General features: G+C 53.9%; 17 protein-coding genes. 5 read left to right on the forward strand and 12 right to left on the reverse strand.

Annotation, left to right across the window (positions count from 1 at the left end; genetic code table 11):
* Window position 1 precedes the first annotated feature (1 nt).
* Window positions 2-898: a 2-oxo acid dehydrogenase subunit E2 gene (locus G549_RS19735; protein ID WP_051213589.1), complete on the forward strand. Its 897-nt coding sequence runs from the start codon at window positions 2-4 to the stop codon at window positions 896-898.
* Window positions 899-962: 64 nt separating this feature from the next.
* On the opposite strand, the gene G549_RS0109440 is transcribed toward G549_RS19735, so the two are convergent.
* The 8 genes from G549_RS0109440 to G549_RS0109475 form a co-directional block, all read right to left on the reverse strand.
* Window positions 963-1,955: an ABC transporter ATP-binding protein gene (locus tag G549_RS0109440; RefSeq protein ID WP_027834824.1), complete on the reverse strand. Its 993-nt coding sequence runs from the start codon at window positions 1,953-1,955 to the stop codon at window positions 963-965.
* Window positions 1,956-1,957: 2 nt separating this feature from the next.
* Window positions 1,958-2,785, reverse strand: a complete 828-nt coding sequence (locus G549_RS0109445; RefSeq protein WP_027834825.1) for a carbohydrate ABC transporter permease — start codon at window positions 2,783-2,785, stop codon at window positions 1,958-1,960.
* 1 nt (window position 2,786) lies between these two features.
* Window positions 2,787-3,668, reverse strand: a complete 882-nt coding sequence (locus tag G549_RS0109450) for a carbohydrate ABC transporter permease (protein WP_425528539.1) — start codon at window positions 3,666-3,668, stop codon at window positions 2,787-2,789.
* Window positions 3,669-3,793: 125 nt separating this feature from the next.
* Window positions 3,794-5,056, reverse strand: a complete 1,263-nt coding sequence (locus G549_RS0109455; RefSeq protein ID WP_027834827.1) for an ABC transporter substrate-binding protein — start codon at window positions 5,054-5,056, stop codon at window positions 3,794-3,796.
* Between the two features lie 119 nt (window positions 5,057-5,175).
* Entirely contained in the window at window positions 5,176-6,741 is a 1,566-nt protein-coding gene (locus G549_RS0109460) for a hypothetical protein (protein ID WP_027834828.1), read from the reverse strand.
* Entirely contained in the window at window positions 6,734-8,002 is a 1,269-nt protein-coding gene (locus G549_RS0109465; protein ID WP_027834829.1) for a Gfo/Idh/MocA family protein, read from the reverse strand. Before G549_RS0109465 ends, G549_RS0109460 begins: the two co-directional genes overlap by 8 nt.
* Before the next feature lie 86 nt (window positions 8,003-8,088).
* The gene (locus tag G549_RS0109470) at window positions 8,089-9,165 is read right to left on the reverse strand and encodes a GntR family transcriptional regulator (RefSeq protein WP_027834830.1); all 1,077 of its coding nucleotides are present in this window, start codon (window positions 9,163-9,165) and stop codon (window positions 8,089-8,091) included.
* 97 nt (window positions 9,166-9,262) lie between these two features.
* A complete protein-coding gene (locus tag G549_RS0109475; RefSeq protein ID WP_027834831.1) occupies window positions 9,263-10,030 on the reverse strand; it encodes an IclR family transcriptional regulator in 768 nt (255 codons plus the stop codon).
* Window positions 10,031-10,102: 72 nt separating this feature from the next.
* Between G549_RS0109475 and G549_RS21815 the strand changes: the two genes are divergently transcribed.
* From G549_RS21815 to G549_RS0109495, 4 genes are all read left to right on the forward strand, one after another.
* Entirely contained in the window at window positions 10,103-10,345 is a 243-nt protein-coding gene (locus G549_RS21815) for a hypothetical protein (RefSeq protein ID WP_156905525.1), read from the forward strand.
* A gap of 98 nt (window positions 10,346-10,443) precedes the next feature.
* Window positions 10,444-11,256 carry an enoyl-CoA hydratase gene (locus G549_RS0109485; protein ID WP_027834833.1) on the forward strand — a complete coding sequence of 271 codons (813 nt, stop codon included), beginning with the start codon at window positions 10,444-10,446 and terminating at the stop codon, window positions 11,254-11,256.
* The gene (locus G549_RS0109490; RefSeq protein ID WP_027834834.1) at window positions 11,253-12,863 is read left to right on the forward strand and encodes an AMP-binding protein; all 1,611 of its coding nucleotides are present in this window, start codon (window positions 11,253-11,255) and stop codon (window positions 12,861-12,863) included. The genes G549_RS0109485 and G549_RS0109490 overlap by 4 nt, the downstream gene beginning before the upstream one ends.
* 28 nt (window positions 12,864-12,891) lie before the next feature.
* Complete coding sequence (locus G549_RS0109495; RefSeq protein WP_027834835.1) at window positions 12,892-14,046, forward strand: glycine cleavage T C-terminal barrel domain-containing protein; 1,155 nt, start codon at window positions 12,892-12,894, stop codon at window positions 14,044-14,046.
* A 166-nt stretch (window positions 14,047-14,212) separates the two neighbouring features.
* On the opposite strand, the gene G549_RS0109500 is transcribed toward G549_RS0109495, so the two are convergent.
* From G549_RS0109500 to G549_RS0109520, 4 genes are all read right to left on the reverse strand, one after another.
* Window positions 14,213-14,965 (reverse strand): ATP-binding cassette domain-containing protein, encoded by a 753-nt coding sequence (locus G549_RS0109500; RefSeq protein WP_051213590.1) that lies wholly within the window; start codon window positions 14,963-14,965, stop codon window positions 14,213-14,215.
* Window position 14,966: 1 nt separating this feature from the next.
* Entirely contained in the window at window positions 14,967-16,172 is a 1,206-nt protein-coding gene (locus G549_RS0109505; RefSeq protein WP_027834837.1) for an alanine racemase, read from the reverse strand.
* An 8-nt stretch (window positions 16,173-16,180) separates the two neighbouring features.
* Entirely contained in the window at window positions 16,181-17,122 is a 942-nt protein-coding gene (locus tag G549_RS0109510; protein WP_246778361.1) for an ABC transporter permease, read from the reverse strand.
* Between the two features lie 105 nt (window positions 17,123-17,227).
* The gene (locus tag G549_RS0109520) at window positions 17,228-18,277 is read right to left on the reverse strand and encodes a substrate-binding domain-containing protein (protein ID WP_246778362.1); all 1,050 of its coding nucleotides are present in this window, start codon (window positions 18,275-18,277) and stop codon (window positions 17,228-17,230) included.
* Window positions 18,278-18,288 lie beyond the last annotated feature (11 nt).

Raw genomic sequence — 18,288 nt, forward strand, 5'->3', positions numbered from 1 at the left:
TATGAGTTTTGTCGCGAGCCCATCAGTGCGTGCCTATGCCGGGCGAAACGGCGTCGATCTTGAACGATTGGCCGAAAAGCTTGGTCGTGAGCTGATTGGCCGCGAGGATGTAGATCAATTTCTGGCAGGCGACACCCCAAAATCATCGCCTGCTGGTCCTACCTCAGACCATACCCAATTCTGGGACGTGGATCATGGCCAATTTGGCCCGGTGCGCGAAGAACCGATGTCGCGCTTTGCGCAAGTGTCGGCCCAAAACTTGGCGGCGGCAAATGCGATGATCCCGCAGGTGACCCATCATGATCGTGCAGATATGCGCGCGGTGGAAGCCTTTCGCCAATCAATAAAAGCCGAAATGGCGCAAAAAGGCGTAAAGCTCACGGCCCTTGCCTTTCACCTCAAAGCACTCGCCGCAACGCTAAAAGCTTTCCCCAAATTCAACGCCTCGCTATCAGCAGATGGCAAAACCTTGGTGCTGAAACAATATGTGCATATTGGCGTGGCGGTGGACACACCGCATGGTCTTTTGGTGCCCGTGGTGCGGGACGTTGATCAAAAAGGCATCGTTCAAATTGCCAATGACATTGCCGATATTGCCGGGCGGGCACAGGCGCGAAAAATCCGACCTGAAGAACTCGCCGGCGCGTCAATGGCTGTGTCGAGCCTGGGGGGCATTGGCGGCATCGGCTTCACCCCCATCGTCAATCCGCCGCAATTGGCGATCCTCGGCATTTCGCGCACCGAAGTGGTGCCGCAGTGGGATGGTAAGAATTGGCAGCCAGTGCCCATGACGCCACTGGACTTGAGCTATGATCACCGGGTGATCAATGGCGCAGAGGCCGCACGCTTTGTCGTCCATCTGACCGATCTGTTGGCGACGCCCAAAAAACTGATCTAGAACATTCGGTGCCGGAGCATTTCCGCACCCCAAACCAAGCAAAAAAGTCGTGGACAGCGGCCACTTAACAGCGCCCGCCGTCGCGATTAAACCGGAGTATTTTATCTTCAATCGGCGCAAGCCCAACCATATCATTCCGTGTCACTGACTGATCATCACCAACACGCACCAAAACCAACTCCTCTGTTGGCAGGCGCACAAAGACAAGCGTTTCTGCCCCCAGTTCTTCAATGGCTTCAACCTTGCCACGCCACTGCCCCTGACCATCTGCCACCAGCTCAATATGCTCGGGCCGAATACCCGTCTTTTCGACAGCATTTTCATCTTGAATAATGTTCATCTTTGGCGAGCCGATAAACTCCGCCACAAACTGATTGACCGGATTGTGGTAAAGTTCCATGGGTGTGCCGACCTGTTCGATATTGCCATGGTTCATCACCACAATACGATCGGCCAAGGTCATCGCCTCAATCTGATCGTGGGTCACATAAATCATGGTTGTGTCGGGCATCCGCTCATGCAGTTTGGCAATCTCCAGCCTTGTGTTCACCCGCAGTGCCGCGTCGAGGTTTGACAAGGGCTCGTCAAACAAAAACAGCTTGGGTTGGCGCACAATGGCGCGCCCAATCGCAACCCGTTGGCGCTGACCACCAGAAAGCTGGCGTGGCAATCGATCCAGATATTGCTCAATATCCAAGCTGCGGGCGGTGTCACGAATATGCGCATCTGCCTCTGTCTTGCTCATATTATGCCGCCGCAAACCGAAGGCCATATTGTCATAAACATTCATATGCGGATAAAGCGCGTAAGACTGAAACACCATGGCAATACCGCGTTGGACCGGGGTCAAATCGTTGGCGACCTGCCCGTCAATCTTCAGCGTGCCACTGCTGATATCTTCCAGCCCGGCAATCAGGCGCAGCATGGTGGATTTGCCACTGCCGGAAGGCCCCACAAAAACAACGAACTCGCCCTGCTGTACGGCAAGGCTCACATCGTGAATGACCTTGATCGAACCAAAGTTTTTCGAGATGTTTTCTAACTGCAACTCAGCCATAATTATCCTTTCACCGCACCAGCGGTTAGGCCCGCAACAATTTTGCGTTGGAATATCAAAACAAGGGCGATCAACGGCACCGTCACCACAACAGATGCGGCCATGATATTGCCCCAGGGCACCTCAAACTCAGATCCACCCGAAATCATGGCAATCGCCACAGGCACGGTGCGTTTCGCATCGGTCGCCATAAAGGTGAAGGCGAACAAAAATTCGTTCCAGGCGTGGATGAACGCCAACAAGCCAGTGGTGACCAAGGCGGGCCACATGAGGGGCAAAAACACTTTGACGATGATCTCTATCGGCGAGGCGCCATCAACAATGGCTGCCTCTTCGATTTCCACCGGCAGCGCCTTCATAAAAGTGGTCAAAACCCACACAGTGAAGGGCAAGGTGAAAATCATGTACGAAAACACAAGTGACCACAATGAGTTGTAAATCCCCATAGATCGGATCAATTCAAACAGGCCAGCCAGCACCGCAATTTGCGGGAACATGGACACTGATAAGATGGTGAACAACATGAGCGTTTTGCCACGAAACGCAATGCGACTGAGGGCATAAGACGCGCCCACCGCAAGCGCCAGCGAGATCAGCACCACGCCCGTAGCGACCATAATGGAATTCAAAATCTGCTGGCCAAACACGCCTTGGGTCAACACGGTGAAGTAATTGTCCAAGGAAAAACTGGTCGGCCAGTAATCGACATTAAAAATGGCTTGGCCAGATTTGAATGATGTGACGACCGCATAATAGAACGGGAAAACCGACAGGACGAAGATAACCGCCACCAGGGCATAAAAGCTGGTTCGTTTGATCCAAATTGGCATTCTAATTCTCCCGCCCAACATTAGTTTTGCCCATGGCAAAAATGGTGATCGTGACCCCGCCAATGATCAAGAACAGCAAGGTGGACGCGGCAGAGCCATAGGCAAATTTGTCAAAATCAAACAGATATTCGCGTGCGAATACGGACATGGTGCGCGTATCGTCATTGGCTGGCGTCAGCACATAGATCAAATCGAAAACCCGCATCGCATCCAGCGCCCGAAAGATAATGGCAACAACAATCGCAGGCCGGATGATGGGCAATGTCACCTTGAAAAACACCTTGACTGGATGAACGCCGTCAATTTTGGCGGCTTCATATATATCGCGTGGCACCATCTGCAAACCGGCCAAAATCAAAAGCGCCATAAAGGGCGTCGTTTTCCAAATATCCACCATGAGCACCGCCAGCATGGCCGTGTCGGAGGATGCCGTCCAAGCGATCGGTTCGGAGATCACGTGTAGCTTCATCAATAGGTCATTCAAAATGCCGAATTGGTCATGCATCATCCACGCCCACATTTTCGCCGAAACCGTGGTGGGGATCGCCCAGGGAATAAGCACCGCTGCGCGCACAATGCCCCGTCCTGCAAAATTTGCATTCAAAACCAGCGCCACGATCAAGCCAAAAAAGGTTTCAAAGCTGACAGAGACGAATGAGAAATAAAGCGTGTTCCAAACCGACTGCCACCATACTTCATCGACCAAAAGGCCGAAAAACTCGCCCTCGCCGTCGCCATAGTCGACCCATTCTAAATAGTTGCGAAACCCAACCCAATTGACTGAATCCAGCATATCGAGCGAGGCATCGGTGAAGCCGAAATAAAAGGTACGGAACAAGGGATAAGCCGCGACAGCCGCCAACACGAGCAGCATGGGGCTCATAAAAAGCCAAGCTGACTTTACCCGTTGTTTGTGCAGTTTTGAGCGTTGCGCCATATCGAAATTACCAGCAGCGGAAATGGAAAAAAGGGCGCGGCGAACCGCGCCCAGTGGGGGATTTTATAAGCCTACCAACGCGCGCCTTTAAGCCGCTTCAGTTTTGCTTCAAGCTTTTGCAGATTTTCAGCTGCGCTGCCATCGCCAGACAAGGTGGCATGTGCCGCGCTCCAAAACTCTTTTGAAACCTCATTATAGTTCCGTGCAGTTGCAACAGATGGCCGTGGCAACGCATTGTCCACCACAGGCTTCCACAAGGGGATAAAGGGTTGCTTCTCGCCCACTTCTTCATCCTCATAAACTGCATTCAAGGTTGGCGGACGTGAGGTGATGATCGCACGGTCTTTTTGCACCTCGTAAGAGTTGAGGAACCGCACCAGCTCAATCGCGGCCTCTTGGTTTTCTGAATATTTGGCAACGCCAAGATGTGACCCGCCCAATGTGGCTGCAGAAGTGTGCCCTTCAGTGCCGGGCAAAATCGCCACATCAAATTTGTCTTTCACCGCGCTGTCTTCACTCGCCGCCAATGCATAGGCATAGTTCCAGTTGCGCATAAAGACCGCATTGCCGGTTTGCCAAACGCCACGCGCCTCTTCCTCTTTATAGGAGAGCACGCCTTCAGGCGCGATGTTGCCAACCCAAGAGGCTGCTAAATCCAATGCCTTGGCTGCATTCTCGTTATTGATGGTTATCGTGCCATCTGGCTCAACAATGCGGCCACCGCCAAAGCTGGCTACCCATTCTTGGGCGTTACAGGTCAGCCCCTCATAGGCCGCGCCTTGGAAAACAAAACCCCAAATATCTTCATTGCCCGCTGCCCGCTCTTCATCTTGAATAAGCTGGGCAGTGTCGGTGAGTTCTTGCCAAGTGGTGGGCACGGATTGATCGTACTTTTCAAGCAAATCCTTGCGGTAATAAAGTGCGGGCGCGCCAAGGAACATTGGCAGAGCCACGAGCTTATCGCCCACCGTTTGAGATTCAACCGCCGCTGGCACATAGTCGCCGATAATGTCCTGCACATGCGGTGACAGATCCACAAAGTGATTAGCCACCTGCGCAGCCCAGATCACGTCCAAACGATAAACATCGATATCGCTGCTTTGGGCAGCCAACCACAGCTTATATTGTCCAAACTGATCCGTTGTGGATTCAGGCATGGAAACAATGTCCACCGTATGGTCAGTCTGCGCTTCAAACATGTCCAAATGTTTGCGCAGCATTTCTTGGTCACGACCAACTGAGCCGTGCACAATTTTAAGATCCGCAGCGATCGCCGAACTCGCAAAAAGGGCAACTGCGGCCACGCTTGACGCTAAGATTGTAGAAATTCGCATTTTTTCTCCTCCAATAGGTGTTGCCGACACCGGAATGTTTCAAATCGCGATTTTTTATTCATCTGCGGATCTCGAGATCGCTAACCCATTGCCCGCATTTAGATTAATTGCAATGGGTGCTAGCCCGATTTTTCATCACGGCAGAAAATGGGTGATGTCCACGCCATTTGCCCGTTGGTTTGCCGCAAACGCAGATAGATATTTTCGCCTGTTGCGAACGGCCCAACTTTCACGCGGCCGTGCCATTGCCATTGCTCTGGCCGCACAATTTGGTGGATGCGGTATGCGGGGCTATCAATCGGCCCCAAATTCCCTGAAACCGCGCCGTTCAACAATGTGCCAAAATCTAACGTGACCTGTTTTCCACCAAGCGTTGCCCGCAACACTGTGCCCTCGTCGCCGCGCACGCGCAGGGCAATAGCCTGTGTTGCTGGCGTCATATTGTTCGGGTTCGCCTCAGCGGTGATGCTAAAAGTCAGTTCCCCACCATCGACGCTCAACTCAGGCTCATCAGATGACGCCTCATCGCCTTCAAGCGGGGACACAATTTCTCGGCCGCGCAACCGCGGTTCAACGCTCAGCAGGTCGCCATTTTCGATGGTGACATTGCCGTCCCAACGATGGGCGCTGCGCCGCGCGCCCCAGCCCATTTCAATCACCAAAATCGTCTCAAACTGCTCTTGCGGTAGCTGGATGGGTTGCGGCGTCAGGGCCGGAGAAATCCGCTCAAACAACACACCATTGCGCACCACATCGATATAATCGATCGCGCCGCCAGCAACAGCCTCAACCATAAGGTCTGCTTCAGCATGTGGCACAACAATGTCGCCGTTGATATGCCCCTCAATGGCCCCCAGCAAATGAATGCGATCACCAGTCAACGCATTGGTGTGGCGGGATTTGAACCCCTGCCAAATCTGGTTTCGGCCCGCGTGGGCTGCATAGACACAACACCGGCCATGTCCGTAGGAGCCGGGATAGGCGCTGTGATGATCCGAATTGCCGACAATGCCAAAAACTTTGTTTTCGCCAAGGCCCTGCTGCATTGTGGAGCCGCCATTTGTTGGCCCCATCGAATGCAAATAGGGTCGGTCCGTTTGCGAGTTTTCAGCACAGCCATGCATAGAGAACATCTCAACAAACGGCGACAATTCAGGCTCAAATGTTTGCCAATTAATGCCGCGGGCACCCGGGCGATAACCAATGTGATGCGGGAAAGCCAAGTGGTCGCCTTTTGCTTTCGCTTTCAATATCTGAAGCAAAGCAGCAGGATCGTCAGCCACATGAAAATCTTGCGGCTCCAACGTTTCATAAACAATCGTATAATCGCCATGAGCACCGGAGTGAATTTCATAGCCGGGGAAAACGGAAAAGACACCTTCTTCATCAATGGCCTGCAAGTCTTGGTAATGCGGAATCCAGTTTTCTTTCAGCTTCGCAAAACCTTTGACATGAAAGTCCACAATGTGGGCCACGCTCGGCTCGTCCACGGGCATATCGGGCCAATGGGCATGGCCGGTGATCGAAACAAAATCCAACTGCTGTTTGGCGCGGGTCAGCGCATCTTGCAACCGCCCGTGACCATAGGAAATATTGCAGTGATTGTGGATATCGCCATATAGCGGCACCACCCCTAAACGGGTTGCCAAGGGCATCAAATCTGCAGGCAATGGAGCATTAAGCATAGTTCGCCTCCATTTCCTCGCCAGACACAAAAGCCCCTTGATTTGCGATGGAATTCTGCGTCGCCAAAACCATTTTTAGTGAAGCGATGCCTTCGCGCACGCCAACCGTGGGGGCTTCCCCATCGGCAAATGCCCGCAACGATTTCACCAATTGACGATCAGCCCCATAGTGGCTTGATCCTTTGTCTGGATTGCTGACCTTATAAACGCGATGCTTTTTACCGTGATCTGTCACCAGATCGATGGTCCCGCTGGACCGCTCAAGCCGCAAACGCCCGGTCGAACCAACCAGCTCCAGGGTTTCCTGATCCTTGGCCCAAGGCCCGAACAAGGTGAAAAACAGATTGGCTTTGACCCCATTCTCATAAGCCAGCGCCACAATCGCATGATCATCAATGTCAGCGCCGGGCAGATAGACGCAATTGTCATTGCGGTCGCGCACATTTTCCGCCTCAACCCAGCTCGGGTTGGGCACCTCAGCACTCCCCTCTTCCCGATCAATCAATGTGTCATGTCGGCGATAAGCGCACACACGATCACATTCGCTGCATCTTTGGGGAGCGGTGGGGTCGGGCTTAAAAATAGAGCTCCGCCCACCAATCGCTGTCAGGCTTTGCACATCGCTTTTGGCCAACCAGTTCAGCACATCAAAATGGTGGGAACATTTATCATTGATGGCGCCGCCCGAAAGCGATTGATCGCGATGCCATAGCTGCAAATAGCGGGTGTAAGGAATGACCGATCGCAGCAAAACCATCTGCAAGTCACCAATGGCGCCTTGCTCCAAATGCCGAACAGCCTCACGCCAGCTCGCCTCGTACCGCCGGGTGAAGCCCATCATCACTGGCGAATTCACCCGTTTCTCCGCCGCATGAATGGCTTCCGCATCTTCCAAAGTGACCGAGATCGGCTTATCCAAATAAACCTTTTTGCCCGCATCCAGCGCCATAATTGTCGGCTCACGATGCGCATTGGTGTGCGTCGTGACCAACACCAGGTCCACCTCTGGATGGTTGATCAGGTCCGCCATATCGCCAAAGCTGGTGGCTTCGCAATCGATGTCATTTTTTTGATAAATCTGATTGATGTGCTGACAGCCAAACTGCATGCGGTCAGGCAAACGATCATGCAGCCCCACAATGCGCAAACCCGTCTCGGCCGCCATTTCCGCCATGCGCGAACCAATGAAATAAATGCCACGTTCGCCGGCACCAATAATGGCGACGCCAAGGGTTGAATTTGTGGGGGCAGTTTGTTCCATATCACGCTCTAACAATCAGGTCTTTGTTAAAGCTGAACCTATTTGAGTATAAAACTCGCAACAATACGAGTCGTACTCAAATTACATTATTTTTGCGCGACGCTGCCATTTTTTATGGTTTCAATTTCAAGGTAATGGCTTTGCGGCGCACGCGCTTCACCCTGAATGCGCGCCAAAATGATGTTTTCAAACGTGTCGATTTTGGCTTGGTCACTATTGCCCACCACGTCAAAGCGTTTGAGATGCTCACTCTGGAAATCCACGCTGCCCAACATGATCACACTCAAGTCCTCACCCGCGCGCAACCCCAGCCGCGTCAGCGCCAGATCCAACACAATGCCCTCCACAACGCCCCACGTGATTAAAGCGGTAATGTCCAATTCGCTTTTCGCCACCTCATAGGGCGCAAGCGCGTCAAACACCTTGTCTGCGGTGTAATCGCCAGGCAATGCATCAATCGCGATCAACGGACATTTATCAGGCTCCGTGGCGAACCGACGTAAAATCTCAAACTCCCGCCGCGCCATCGCAATAGTGCGTGCTGAGTGCCCTGATGTTAAAAACCCAATGCGTTCATGCCCCTGCTCTTTGAGCTGCGAAAAGGCAAGCGACACGGCCTCCCGCCAGTCAGTGCCCACCGCATCTACATCAATACCCGACACATAAACACCATCTGAAATGATATGAGCCGCGTGCGTCTTCAATGCCGACAAGAACTCAATGGACAATGGCTGAAAGTGCCCCTGAATAAGACAGGCTTTAAAGCGCCCCATACGTTCCAAAACCTGCAAAGCCTGCGCCTCATCCTCATAGCCAATTTGCAGCATTGAGATGCCGCGGGCGCGAAATCGACGCGCCAGTTCACGCAGCAGGTTCGACGCGATCGCACTTTCTGAACTGCGGTGAAGCACGAGAAAGTCGCCATCCCAATGATCCTCCGCTTCAGCCGATGCATCCGCCACCACGATTCCCAATCCAGAGCGTGATATCAAACGGCCGTCCTGCACAAACTCCTGCACCACCGCCTGCACCACCCGCTGGGCCGTATTAAACTGCCGCATGATTTCACGGATGGGCGGTAAACGACCGCCGGGGCCCAGCGCCTCAATCTGCATTTCAAGCCATTTGGCGATTTCAGTTTTGATCGATTGAGTGCGCGACATGAGTATGACTTCTTGGGTTTGACTTTATGTAATACCTAAACATATACCCAAATAGCCAAAACATGCAACAAAGCGACCGCCACGAAAACGCACCCCGTCAGGGCAGATTGGGCTCCGCCCGATCCTGCTCAATATCCCAGCCCAGTCTTGTGGAAATCTCGCGCGCAAGTTCGGTAACTTGAGGGCCTATTTTTTTGCGGAACGCAGGCGAGAACACCCGCACGGATCCCGCCGCCCCAATCGACAAGGTGGCCCCTGGGCCGCTTGGCCCGAGAGGGGCTGCCACCGAACACATGCCGCGTTCGATTTCTTCAACACATTCAGCATAGCCGCGCTGGCGGATAATCTCGAACTCTGCCTGCAAATCATCGACATTGGTGACAGTAAACTCGGTGTAAGCCCGCAACTGGTTCTCCAGCTCACCAATCAAAAACAATTCCGGCGAAAAGGCAGCAACCGCCTTTGAGCAGGAACAAGCATGCACGGGACGTTTTCCCAACCCCGGATGGAGATAGGACACTCCAGTGTCCGGCGTTTCAACATGGATAATTTCCACGGACTTCCCGCGCAGTCTCGAGAGGAAAAAAGCAACACCAAACTGTGTGGCCGCTTGTTTCAACGCCGGCCCAATAAGCGCCAACAGCGCCCGGTCAGATTGATCGTTATTTGTCATCCGCTTCAGGCGGGCGCCAATCGTGAACAACCCACCCCCAACGGGTTCCAATAGCCCAACACCGACCAAGTCCTGCACAAGCCGATAGGCAGACGGTTTAGGCAGGTCAGAATGGGCACAAATGTCGGCCACCGTGGCTTCGCCCTTTTGACCTACGATTTCGAGAATGCACGCGAGGCGTTCCAGATGCATAATTTTACCTTGTGAGAATGTAATTATCGAGTTACAATAATTACACCGTGATCGCAAGGGAGGAATGTGGTGATGGACAACACATTTTGCGACCAAGAATACGCACACCCGGCTGGAGCCTCTGCGCCCATTCGGGGAAAGCACCTCGACACAATTGCAGCCTTTGATCCGCAGCAGGACGAGCGGGCAATTATCGATGTCACCTCCAACAATTCGATTTTTACGCAATTCACTCCGCGTTTAAAGGTCCCCGGATTTGGCCGCGCCGATCTGGACGTGGGGCAATCAATTTTACCTCGAGATTCCCACCCATGACGGCGCCAGTGGCCAAATATGCATGCCGGACGCCCGTGATAAATATGTGCCGAGGGATCAACACCTCGGAAATGGCTTGGGTCAGTTTGGAGTAGGTCATGGACGGTACACTGGAAAACAAAAACCTTATCGTGCGATCAAACCAGGATGGCATTGCCATCTTGACCCTGAATGCACCCAAATCAATCAATGCCCTCTCTGAAGCAATGATGGCGTCCCTGTCAGAAGAGTTGGACAATATCGCGGCTGACCGCAGTGTCAAAGTTGTGATCCTGCGGAGCGGCGGAAGCCACTTTTGTGCCGGCCATAATCTCAAAGAAATGTCCACGCACCGCGCGGACGAGGACGGTGGCTTCCAATATTTTCAAGATCTATTTGCCACATGCTCAGCAATGATGCTGCGCCTCGTACGCTTGCCGCAGCCCGTGATCGCTGAGGTTAAAGGTATTGCCACCGCAGCAGGTTGCCAGCTCGTGGCCTCCTGCGATCTTGCGGTGGCCGCCGAAGACGCGACATTCGCCACCTCAGGGGTAAATATCGGCCTGTTTTGCTCCACGCCCATGGTCGCCCTGTCGCGCAATGTCCCCCGCAAAATGGCCATGGAGATGCTGCTGATGGGAGAATTCCTGCCCGCGGCCCAGGTGGCCGAAATGGGCCTTTTAAACCGTGTTGTGCCGCTCTCGGACCTTGAAAAAACAAGCATGGACTTAGCGCGTATCATCGCCGAAAAATCGCCCGCCGCGGTCAAAATCGGCAAGCGCGCCTTCTATGAGCAGCTCGAAATGCCACTGGAGGAGGCCTACGCCTTTGCGGGCCGCATTATGGCGGAAAACATGATGGCAAAAGACACAGAAGCAGGCATCGACGCCTTCACCCGCAAGGAACCCATGCCAGATTGGACCGGCGAATGATCTACGACGGGCCAGAACTTTCGCGCAATGCAGCCAATTTTACGGCCCTATCGCCGGTTTCGATCCTCAAGCGCGTAGAGCGTGTGCACCCGGAGCTACCGGCGCAAATTCACGGGCGCGTCCGGCGTAATTGGGGAGAGGTTGCCGCGCGCTGCAAGCGGCTCGCTTCCGCCCTGGCCAAGCGCGGCGTTGGCAAAGGCGACACCGTTGCGCTCATCGCACCAAATATCCCTGAGGCACTGGAATGTGCGCTGGCATTGCCCATGCTGGGCGCGGTGTTGAATGCAAACAACACACGACTGGATGCGGGAACCATCGCCTATATTCTTGATCATGGCGAAGCGAAAATATTGCTTGTCGATACTGAGTTTTCCGCAATGGCGGCCGAGGCTGTGGCCCAGTCGGGTCGCGATCTTTTGATCATCGACATCGAAGACAGTGAAGGCCCGGGCGGCGACCGGATCGGCGCACTGACCTATGACGATCTGCTGGCAGAAGGCGACCCGGATTTCCCCTACACGCTGCCCGATGACGAGTGGGACGCCCTTGCGCTGAACTACACTTCCGGTACCACGGGTCGGCCCAAAGGCGTGGTCTATTCCCACCGCGGCGCATGGACCAACGCGGTCAATAATGTGGTGACATGGGAAATGCCCCACCATCCTGTTTACCTCTGGACGCTGCCACTGTTCCACTGCAATGGATGGTGCTTTCCTTGGACAATCACCCTATTGGCCGGAACCCATGTGTTTCTGCGCTCGCCCAAAGCGGACGCGATTTATGATGCATTTGCCGATCATGGCGTGACCCATCTTTGTGGCGCCCCGATCATCATGTCGATGATCAGCGGTGCCACGCAAAAACGCGCCTTTCCGCAAAATATTAAAATGATGACCGCAGCCGCCCCGCCCCCGGCAAGCGTGATCAAGAATATGGAGGCAATGGGGATCTCCATCACCCATGTTTATGGCCTGACCGAAGTCTATGGACCCGCTGTCGTCTGCGCTGAAAAGCCCGGCTGGGCCGCGCTGCCACCTGATGAACAAGCCGATCTGAAGGCTCGTCAGGGTGTCGCCTATGAGCTGGAGGAAGACGTACTGGTTTTGGACCCCGAGACAGGCATCCCCGTCCCGTGGGATGGTGAAACCCTGGGCGAGGTCGTGTTTCGCGGCAATATCGTCATGAAGGGCTATCTCAAGGCGCCCGAGGAAACCGCTAAGGCCTTCAAAGACGGCTGGTTCTGGTCTGGCGACATCGCCGTGCAGCACCCTGATGGCTATATCGACATTCGTGATCGATCCAAAGATATCATCATATCAGGCGGCGAAAACATCTCTTCGATTGAGGTCGAAAAAGCGCTCTATGCCCACCCTGCCGTCAGTCTTGTTGCCGTGGTGGCAATGCCCGACGAAAAATGGGGCGAAGTGCCCTGCGCCTTTATTGAGCTGTCCGGCGAAGCAACCGAAATGGAGTTGCTTGCCCACGCCAAGGCGCGGCTTGCGGGATATATGCGACCAAAGAAAGTTGTTTTTGGCGAACTGCCCAAAACCTCCACCGGAAAAATCAGGAAAAACGAACTGCGCGATCTGGTCCGCCAACAAGGCTGACCTTTTACCTTATGATTGGATATACATCATGGCCCACGAACTAGAGTTTGCACATTTCAGCTTTGGCACACAGGTCCGGAAATCACCCTATTCAGACGCGGCTTTGCGGTGGGGTGCCAAGGGCTTTTCGGTCTATAACCACATGTATATCCCGCGCGATTTCGGCGATCCGGAACAAAACTTCTGGAACCTGATCAATCACGCCACTCTGGCAGACGTGTCGGTGGAACGACAGGTTGAAATCACCGGGCCAGATGCAGCCAAATTCACCCAATATATTTGCTCACGCGATCTGTCCAAATGTGAAGTCGGTCAGTGCAAATACTTGCTGATTACCGACCAGGAAGGCGGGATCATCAATGACCCGATATTGCTCAAACTGGCCGAGGATCATTTCTGGCTCTCGATTGCCGATAGTGATGTCTTGCTTTGGGCGCGCGGCGTGGCAGTGAATGCGGGCATGGATGTCCATTTGTCCGAGCCAGATGTCTCCCCGCTTCAGCTTCAGGGCCCCAAATCCCGCGATATCCTGCGCGCCTGCTTCGGTGAGGAACCGACCAAGCTGAAATATTTCCGGTTCATGGAATATGACTGGCATGGTGTCCCCCTCATCATCTCCCGCACCGGATGGTCCAGCGAGTTGGGCTACGAAATCTACCTGCGCGACGGATCTGCGGGGGGCCGACTTTGGGAATATCTCCTTGATATAGGCTACTCTATGGGCCTTAGACCCGGCCACACCTCTGGCATTCGCCGGATCGAGGCGGGCATGTTGTCCTATCATGCGGATATGACCCTTGCGAACAACCCCTTCGAGCTGAACCTCGACCGTTTGGTTGACGTCGACATTGAAGCCGATTTCATCGGCAAAGAGGCGCTGGCCCGGATCAAGGAAAAGGGTGTTAAACAGCGGCTTGTTGGGCTGGAGATCGAGGGCGTCCCCTTCGTGGGGACCAACGATTTCTTCTGGCCGGTTATGAAGGATGGCGCCCAGGTCGGCACAGTAACCTCAGCGGTCTATTCTCCGCGATTGGAAAAGAACATCGCTCTGTGCATGCTCAGCGTCGAGCATACAGACATTGGCACCGAGCTGATCGTCGACAAACTCGGCGAAACACGCGGCGGCGTTGTCGTGCCCATCCCATTCTTCGACCCGAAAAAGAAGCTCCCGGCCGCCAACTAATTGAATTGCAGCACCGGCGGCTAATGCCGGTGCATCAATGACACCAACGCCAAAATAGTCGCCCTTCGCGCTGGCATAAAAAAACCGCGCCATGACGACAACATGGCGCGGCTTGATGCCTGATGATTGTGGGTAAATTGGCGTGGGTTAGGGAACCCCGAGGGATCTATACGCCGGTGATCATCGAGACAATTTCATTCTTGTCGGTCTTGGCTGTTTCGCGCACACCAATCTGTTGGCCACGCCGCAACACACAAATCCGATCGGACAAGCGGAACACTTGGTCAAGGCTGTGGCTGATGATCAACACCGCCAAATTGCGCTCGCGCAATGCCGCAACATTTTCCTCCACCTTGGCCGTTTCCGCGACGCCGAGCGCGGCGGTTGGCTCATCCAACAAAACCAGCTTAGTCGCCCAATGAGTGGCGCGGGCAATGGCCACGCCCTGCCGTTGACCGCCAGACAAATTGCGGATCGTGGTTTTGGCCGATGGGATGCGCACATCAAGCTCTTTCACCAAATCTTCGGTTTCCTGCACCATGCCTTTGCGGTCCAACTGACCAAACGGCCCTTTGGTTTTCTCGCGCCCCAAAAACATGTTCATATAAACGGCTTGCTCATCCGCCAGCGCCAAATCCTGATACACCACTTCAATCCCGCCAGCGCGGGCTTCGGTGGCATCTTTAAAGCTGGTCTGCTGCCCATCAATGGCAATGGTGCCCGATGTGGGCGTATGCACGCCGGAAATGATTTTGATCAGCGTCGATTTACCTGCCCCATTGTCGCCGACAAGGGCAACAATTTCACCGGCTTTGAGATTGAGGGAAAAGTCCTCAATCGCCACCACGCCGCCAAAGGCTTTGTGAATATTTTTAAGCTGCAACACATCGGCAGCTTGAGTGTTTGAAAGATCCATCATGCTACCTCAGATTTGGCCAATTTTCGGCCTGACCAAAGATATTCTCAATGGTCTCGACCTTTGGATTGCCTGTTGAAATGCCGGAGACGCCAACCGTATAGGCACGCTTCACAAACGCTTGCCCGCGGAAGCCGAACACAACGCTGTCGCCTGACTTGGGCTGAACGCTGCCCGTGCAATCAATCATGCCGTAATAATCAATCGCGGTGGTGGGCGGAATATCGACGCTGGCGAGTGCCTTATCATCCACAGTTGGCGCACCGCCAACCAAGGCTTTCACATCATAATCCGGGAACACCGGATCAATATAAAGCCCGCCGCCAAAGCAATAGGCTTTATCTTCATGCAGATGCGACAGCTCGCTGAGATAGAGCACAGCGGGCAGCTCCGGCAAATCCTTGATTGCATGCAATGGCGTGGTGCCATGCAAACCATTGCCCGGCTCACACTGGGTCGCGCCCGCCTTCGCCAATGCTTCCAAAACCACAGAGGACGTGGTCCCCGGCGCATTGATTTCAATGTCGGTGAACCCGGCATCAATCAGCGCCGCCGCTGCATTTTCCAGCGTGGTCAGGTTCGGCGTGGGTTTTACGTCGTGTGTATCCTGATCGAACAACAAGGCCGGGAACGTGGTGATGCCCGCAAAATGTGCGCCATCCATCGCGTCCACCTTTTGGGCAAACTCCACGATCTCGCTCGCTTTAATGCCGCCCTCATGACCTTTATAAAACACATCACCATCAGATTTGATGCGCACCAGAATATCTTGCACACGCCCAGCCTTGTGGGCTGCTGCCGCCGCTTCTTGCGCTTTTTCAAGGCTGAACACGGTCCAATAGTGCGGCTGCAAATAGCTGGCCACCATATCCGCTTCAAACTTTGGCACCTGCACCAAATGGCCGATATGACCAATATCCATGCCCGCCCGCTTACACGCCACAGCACACGCCACATCCACGGCCACGGCCTGGTTGACACCACCGCGCATCGACGCTTGGCAAAAGGCCGAGTTACGCCCGACCTGCTTGGTCATCGCAAACACTTTCATGCCCAGCTTGTCGCCTTCGGCGCGCAAGATTTTGGCATTGTGCTCAACCGCGTCCAAATCCAACACATAGGCGTTCGCGGGGATTTTGCCCTCTTGATGCAACGCCATGGCCGCTTCGATAAATTTGGGGTTACGTCGCCGCAAAAGATCTAAAAACATGGCTTACCTCAATTGTTCACGTCGCGTAGCGAAATCGCCACCGCGATCAAAATAATCACGCCTCTGACAATCATTTGGTCAGATACGGAAAGGCCCATCAAAATCAGGCCATTGTTCAACATGCCCATCATCAAAGAGCCAACCAGCGCCCCGATAATGGTGCCCTTGCCGCCCTTGAGCGCTGTGCCGCCAATGATCACCGCAGCAATCACGGTCATCAAATCGCTTTCGCCCAGCGTATAGCGCGCCGCTTGCAACCGTCCGGCATAAAGAAGCCCAGCCAACCCGGCGAGGCCGCCGCAAATCATCATCACCAACAAGCGCACATGCGGCACTTTAATGCCCGTCACTTGCGCGGCGCGGGCATTGTCACCTGTGGCCAACACATGGGCACCAAACTTGGTTTCCCGGAACACAAAGTGCCCCAGCGCCACCGCGCCGATTGTCCAAAGCACCAGGGAGGGCACCCCAAATAGGGAGCCTGAGCCGAACATATTGACGAAGCTTTCATTGAGCACCGGCACCGAGCGTAGATCGGTCATCGTGCGGGCAACACCCGCAAAAAGCCCCATCGTCGCCAACGTCACAAGAAATGACGGCAACCGCAGATAGGCCACCAATACCCCGTTAAAAAAGCCGATCGCCAAACCGATGCCAAGGCCCGCTAAAACGCCGACAAAAAGCGGATAGTCGCCCAAAACAACGGCGCTGCCGAGCGCTGCGACCGCCACAATGGAGCCGAAAGAAAGATCAATTTCCCCCGCGGCCAACACAAACACCAAGCCAATAGACATGATGGTGATCGGCGCGGTTTGCAGCACGATATTGGTGAGGTTACGTTGAGTTAAAAACCCGTCGCCACCAAGCGTGATCGCAAAGAAAAGAAAGATCAGCAAAAAGCCGATATAAACGACATACTGCGATAAATTTAGCTGTCGTAATGTTTGCATGGTCGATTGCATCATAAAATCCGTTTCGCTGGATGCGCGGTCCCTCCCCGCATCGACAAGCCATTTGACGCGCCGCACCACCAAGGCGCGGCGCGATGAATAGTGTTATTTGGTGAGACTCTCAGGTGCATCGCGATGTAGCGATTGCATCCAACCGTCTGCAACATTATCGGGGCCCACAGCCAAGGCATCAACAACCAAGAATGGATCAACCGATTGCCCAAGCAAGCTTAAGGCTGCTGACCGCGCCGCATAAACACCAATATTATAGGCCTCATCTGCAACGATTGCACTGATATTGCCGCCACCAATCATATCAAGAGCGGCAGGTTCATTCAGATCGATCGTCACCACTTTGGTGTCGCTATCGCCATATTGGCGCAACACAGACAATACGCCCAGAGCTGGCTCCGCCCAAGGCGTATAGATACCATCAATATCTGGATTCCGAGACAGCATCGCACGGGTGATATCCTCAGCGTTGGCCGGATCAGTCATGCCCATTTCGCTGACAATTTTTATGTCAGGATATTGGTTTTCAATTGTCCATTTGAACGCCTGGTCACGCTGGTTAGTGACCGGGAAATTGGCATCGTGGAACATGTAGCCCACTTCGCCTTTGCCACCCAGCTGTTCAGCCAAAGCGATAGCCGCCTTGTTGCCAATTTGGAAAAGGTCAGCTGACACAACTGTCACATAGTCCTCACCATGGACAAAACCTTCAACAGCATTATCGATGAAGACCAGCTTGACGCCGGCATCTCGTGCAATGCCATAAACACCGGCAGCGGAGGCTGGATCAATCGGCAGTGAAACAATGATTGAGGGCTCTCGCGCCATCACAGTTTCCACATCTGACTTTTGCCGACTAGGATCAAAGCCCGCATCGGTTTCTGCAACGACTTCAATGCCAAGCCGTTCAAATTCATCTTTCGCCCCTTGGGCTACCGCGTTCGACCAATCGTAAAGCTCGTGCCAAACCAAAGCGGCTTTATATGAGCCCTTAGCGACTTCCGCGACTTGTGCATCAGTCAAAACAATTTCTGCCGCAGGTGTGGGCGTTTCACCATTTGGACCAACAGTAGTCGGCTGGTCGTTGGCAAAAGCAGGCCACGCAGCGACAAGCAATGCCGCCGTCATAAATGTACGAAACATCATAATTTCCT

Source organism: Maritalea myrionectae DSM 19524, from assembly GCF_000423365.1.
Lineage (GTDB): Bacteria > Pseudomonadota > Alphaproteobacteria > Rhizobiales > Devosiaceae > Maritalea > Maritalea myrionectae.

Excerpts from the sequence above, each read along its gene's own strand:
- G549_RS19735 (WP_051213589.1), top strand. The coding sequence starts at position 2 with ATGAGTTTTGTCGCGAGCCCATCAGTGCGTGCCTATGCCGGGCGAAAC.
- G549_RS0109440 (WP_027834824.1), bottom strand. The coding sequence starts at position 1,955 with ATGGCTGAGTTGCAGTTAGAAAACATCTCGAAAAACTTTGGTTCGATC.
- G549_RS0109445 (WP_027834825.1), bottom strand. The coding sequence starts at position 2,785 with ATGCCAATTTGGATCAAACGAACCAGCTTTTATGCCCTGGTGGCGGTT.
- G549_RS0109450 (WP_425528539.1), bottom strand. The coding sequence starts at position 3,668 with ATGAGCCCCATGCTGCTCGTGTTGGCGGCTGTCGCGGCTTATCCCTTG.
- G549_RS0109455 (WP_027834827.1), bottom strand. The coding sequence starts at position 5,056 with ATGCGAATTTCTACAATCTTAGCGTCAAGCGTGGCCGCAGTTGCCCTT.
- G549_RS0109460 (WP_027834828.1), bottom strand. The coding sequence starts at position 6,741 with ATGCTTAATGCTCCATTGCCTGCAGATTTGATGCCCTTGGCAACCCGT.
- G549_RS0109465 (WP_027834829.1), bottom strand. The coding sequence starts at position 8,002 with ATGGAACAAACTGCCCCCACAAATTCAACCCTTGGCGTCGCCATTATT.
- G549_RS0109470 (WP_027834830.1), bottom strand. The coding sequence starts at position 9,165 with ATGTCGCGCACTCAATCGATCAAAACTGAAATCGCCAAATGGCTTGAA.
- G549_RS0109475 (WP_027834831.1), bottom strand. The coding sequence starts at position 10,030 with ATGCATCTGGAACGCCTCGCGTGCATTCTCGAAATCGTAGGTCAAAAG.
- G549_RS21815 (WP_156905525.1), top strand. The coding sequence starts at position 10,103 with ATGGACAACACATTTTGCGACCAAGAATACGCACACCCGGCTGGAGCC.
- G549_RS0109485 (WP_027834833.1), top strand. The coding sequence starts at position 10,444 with ATGGACGGTACACTGGAAAACAAAAACCTTATCGTGCGATCAAACCAG.
- G549_RS0109490 (WP_027834834.1), top strand. The coding sequence starts at position 11,253 with ATGATCTACGACGGGCCAGAACTTTCGCGCAATGCAGCCAATTTTACG.
- G549_RS0109495 (WP_027834835.1), top strand. The coding sequence starts at position 12,892 with ATGGCCCACGAACTAGAGTTTGCACATTTCAGCTTTGGCACACAGGTC.
- G549_RS0109500 (WP_051213590.1), bottom strand. The coding sequence starts at position 14,965 with ATGATGGATCTTTCAAACACTCAAGCTGCCGATGTGTTGCAGCTTAAA.
- G549_RS0109505 (WP_027834837.1), bottom strand. The coding sequence starts at position 16,172 with ATGTTTTTAGATCTTTTGCGGCGACGTAACCCCAAATTTATCGAAGCG.
- G549_RS0109510 (WP_246778361.1), bottom strand. The coding sequence starts at position 17,122 with ATGCAAACATTACGACAGCTAAATTTATCGCAGTATGTCGTTTATATC.
- G549_RS0109520 (WP_246778362.1), bottom strand. The coding sequence starts at position 18,277 with ATGTTTCGTACATTTATGACGGCGGCATTGCTTGTCGCTGCGTGGCCT.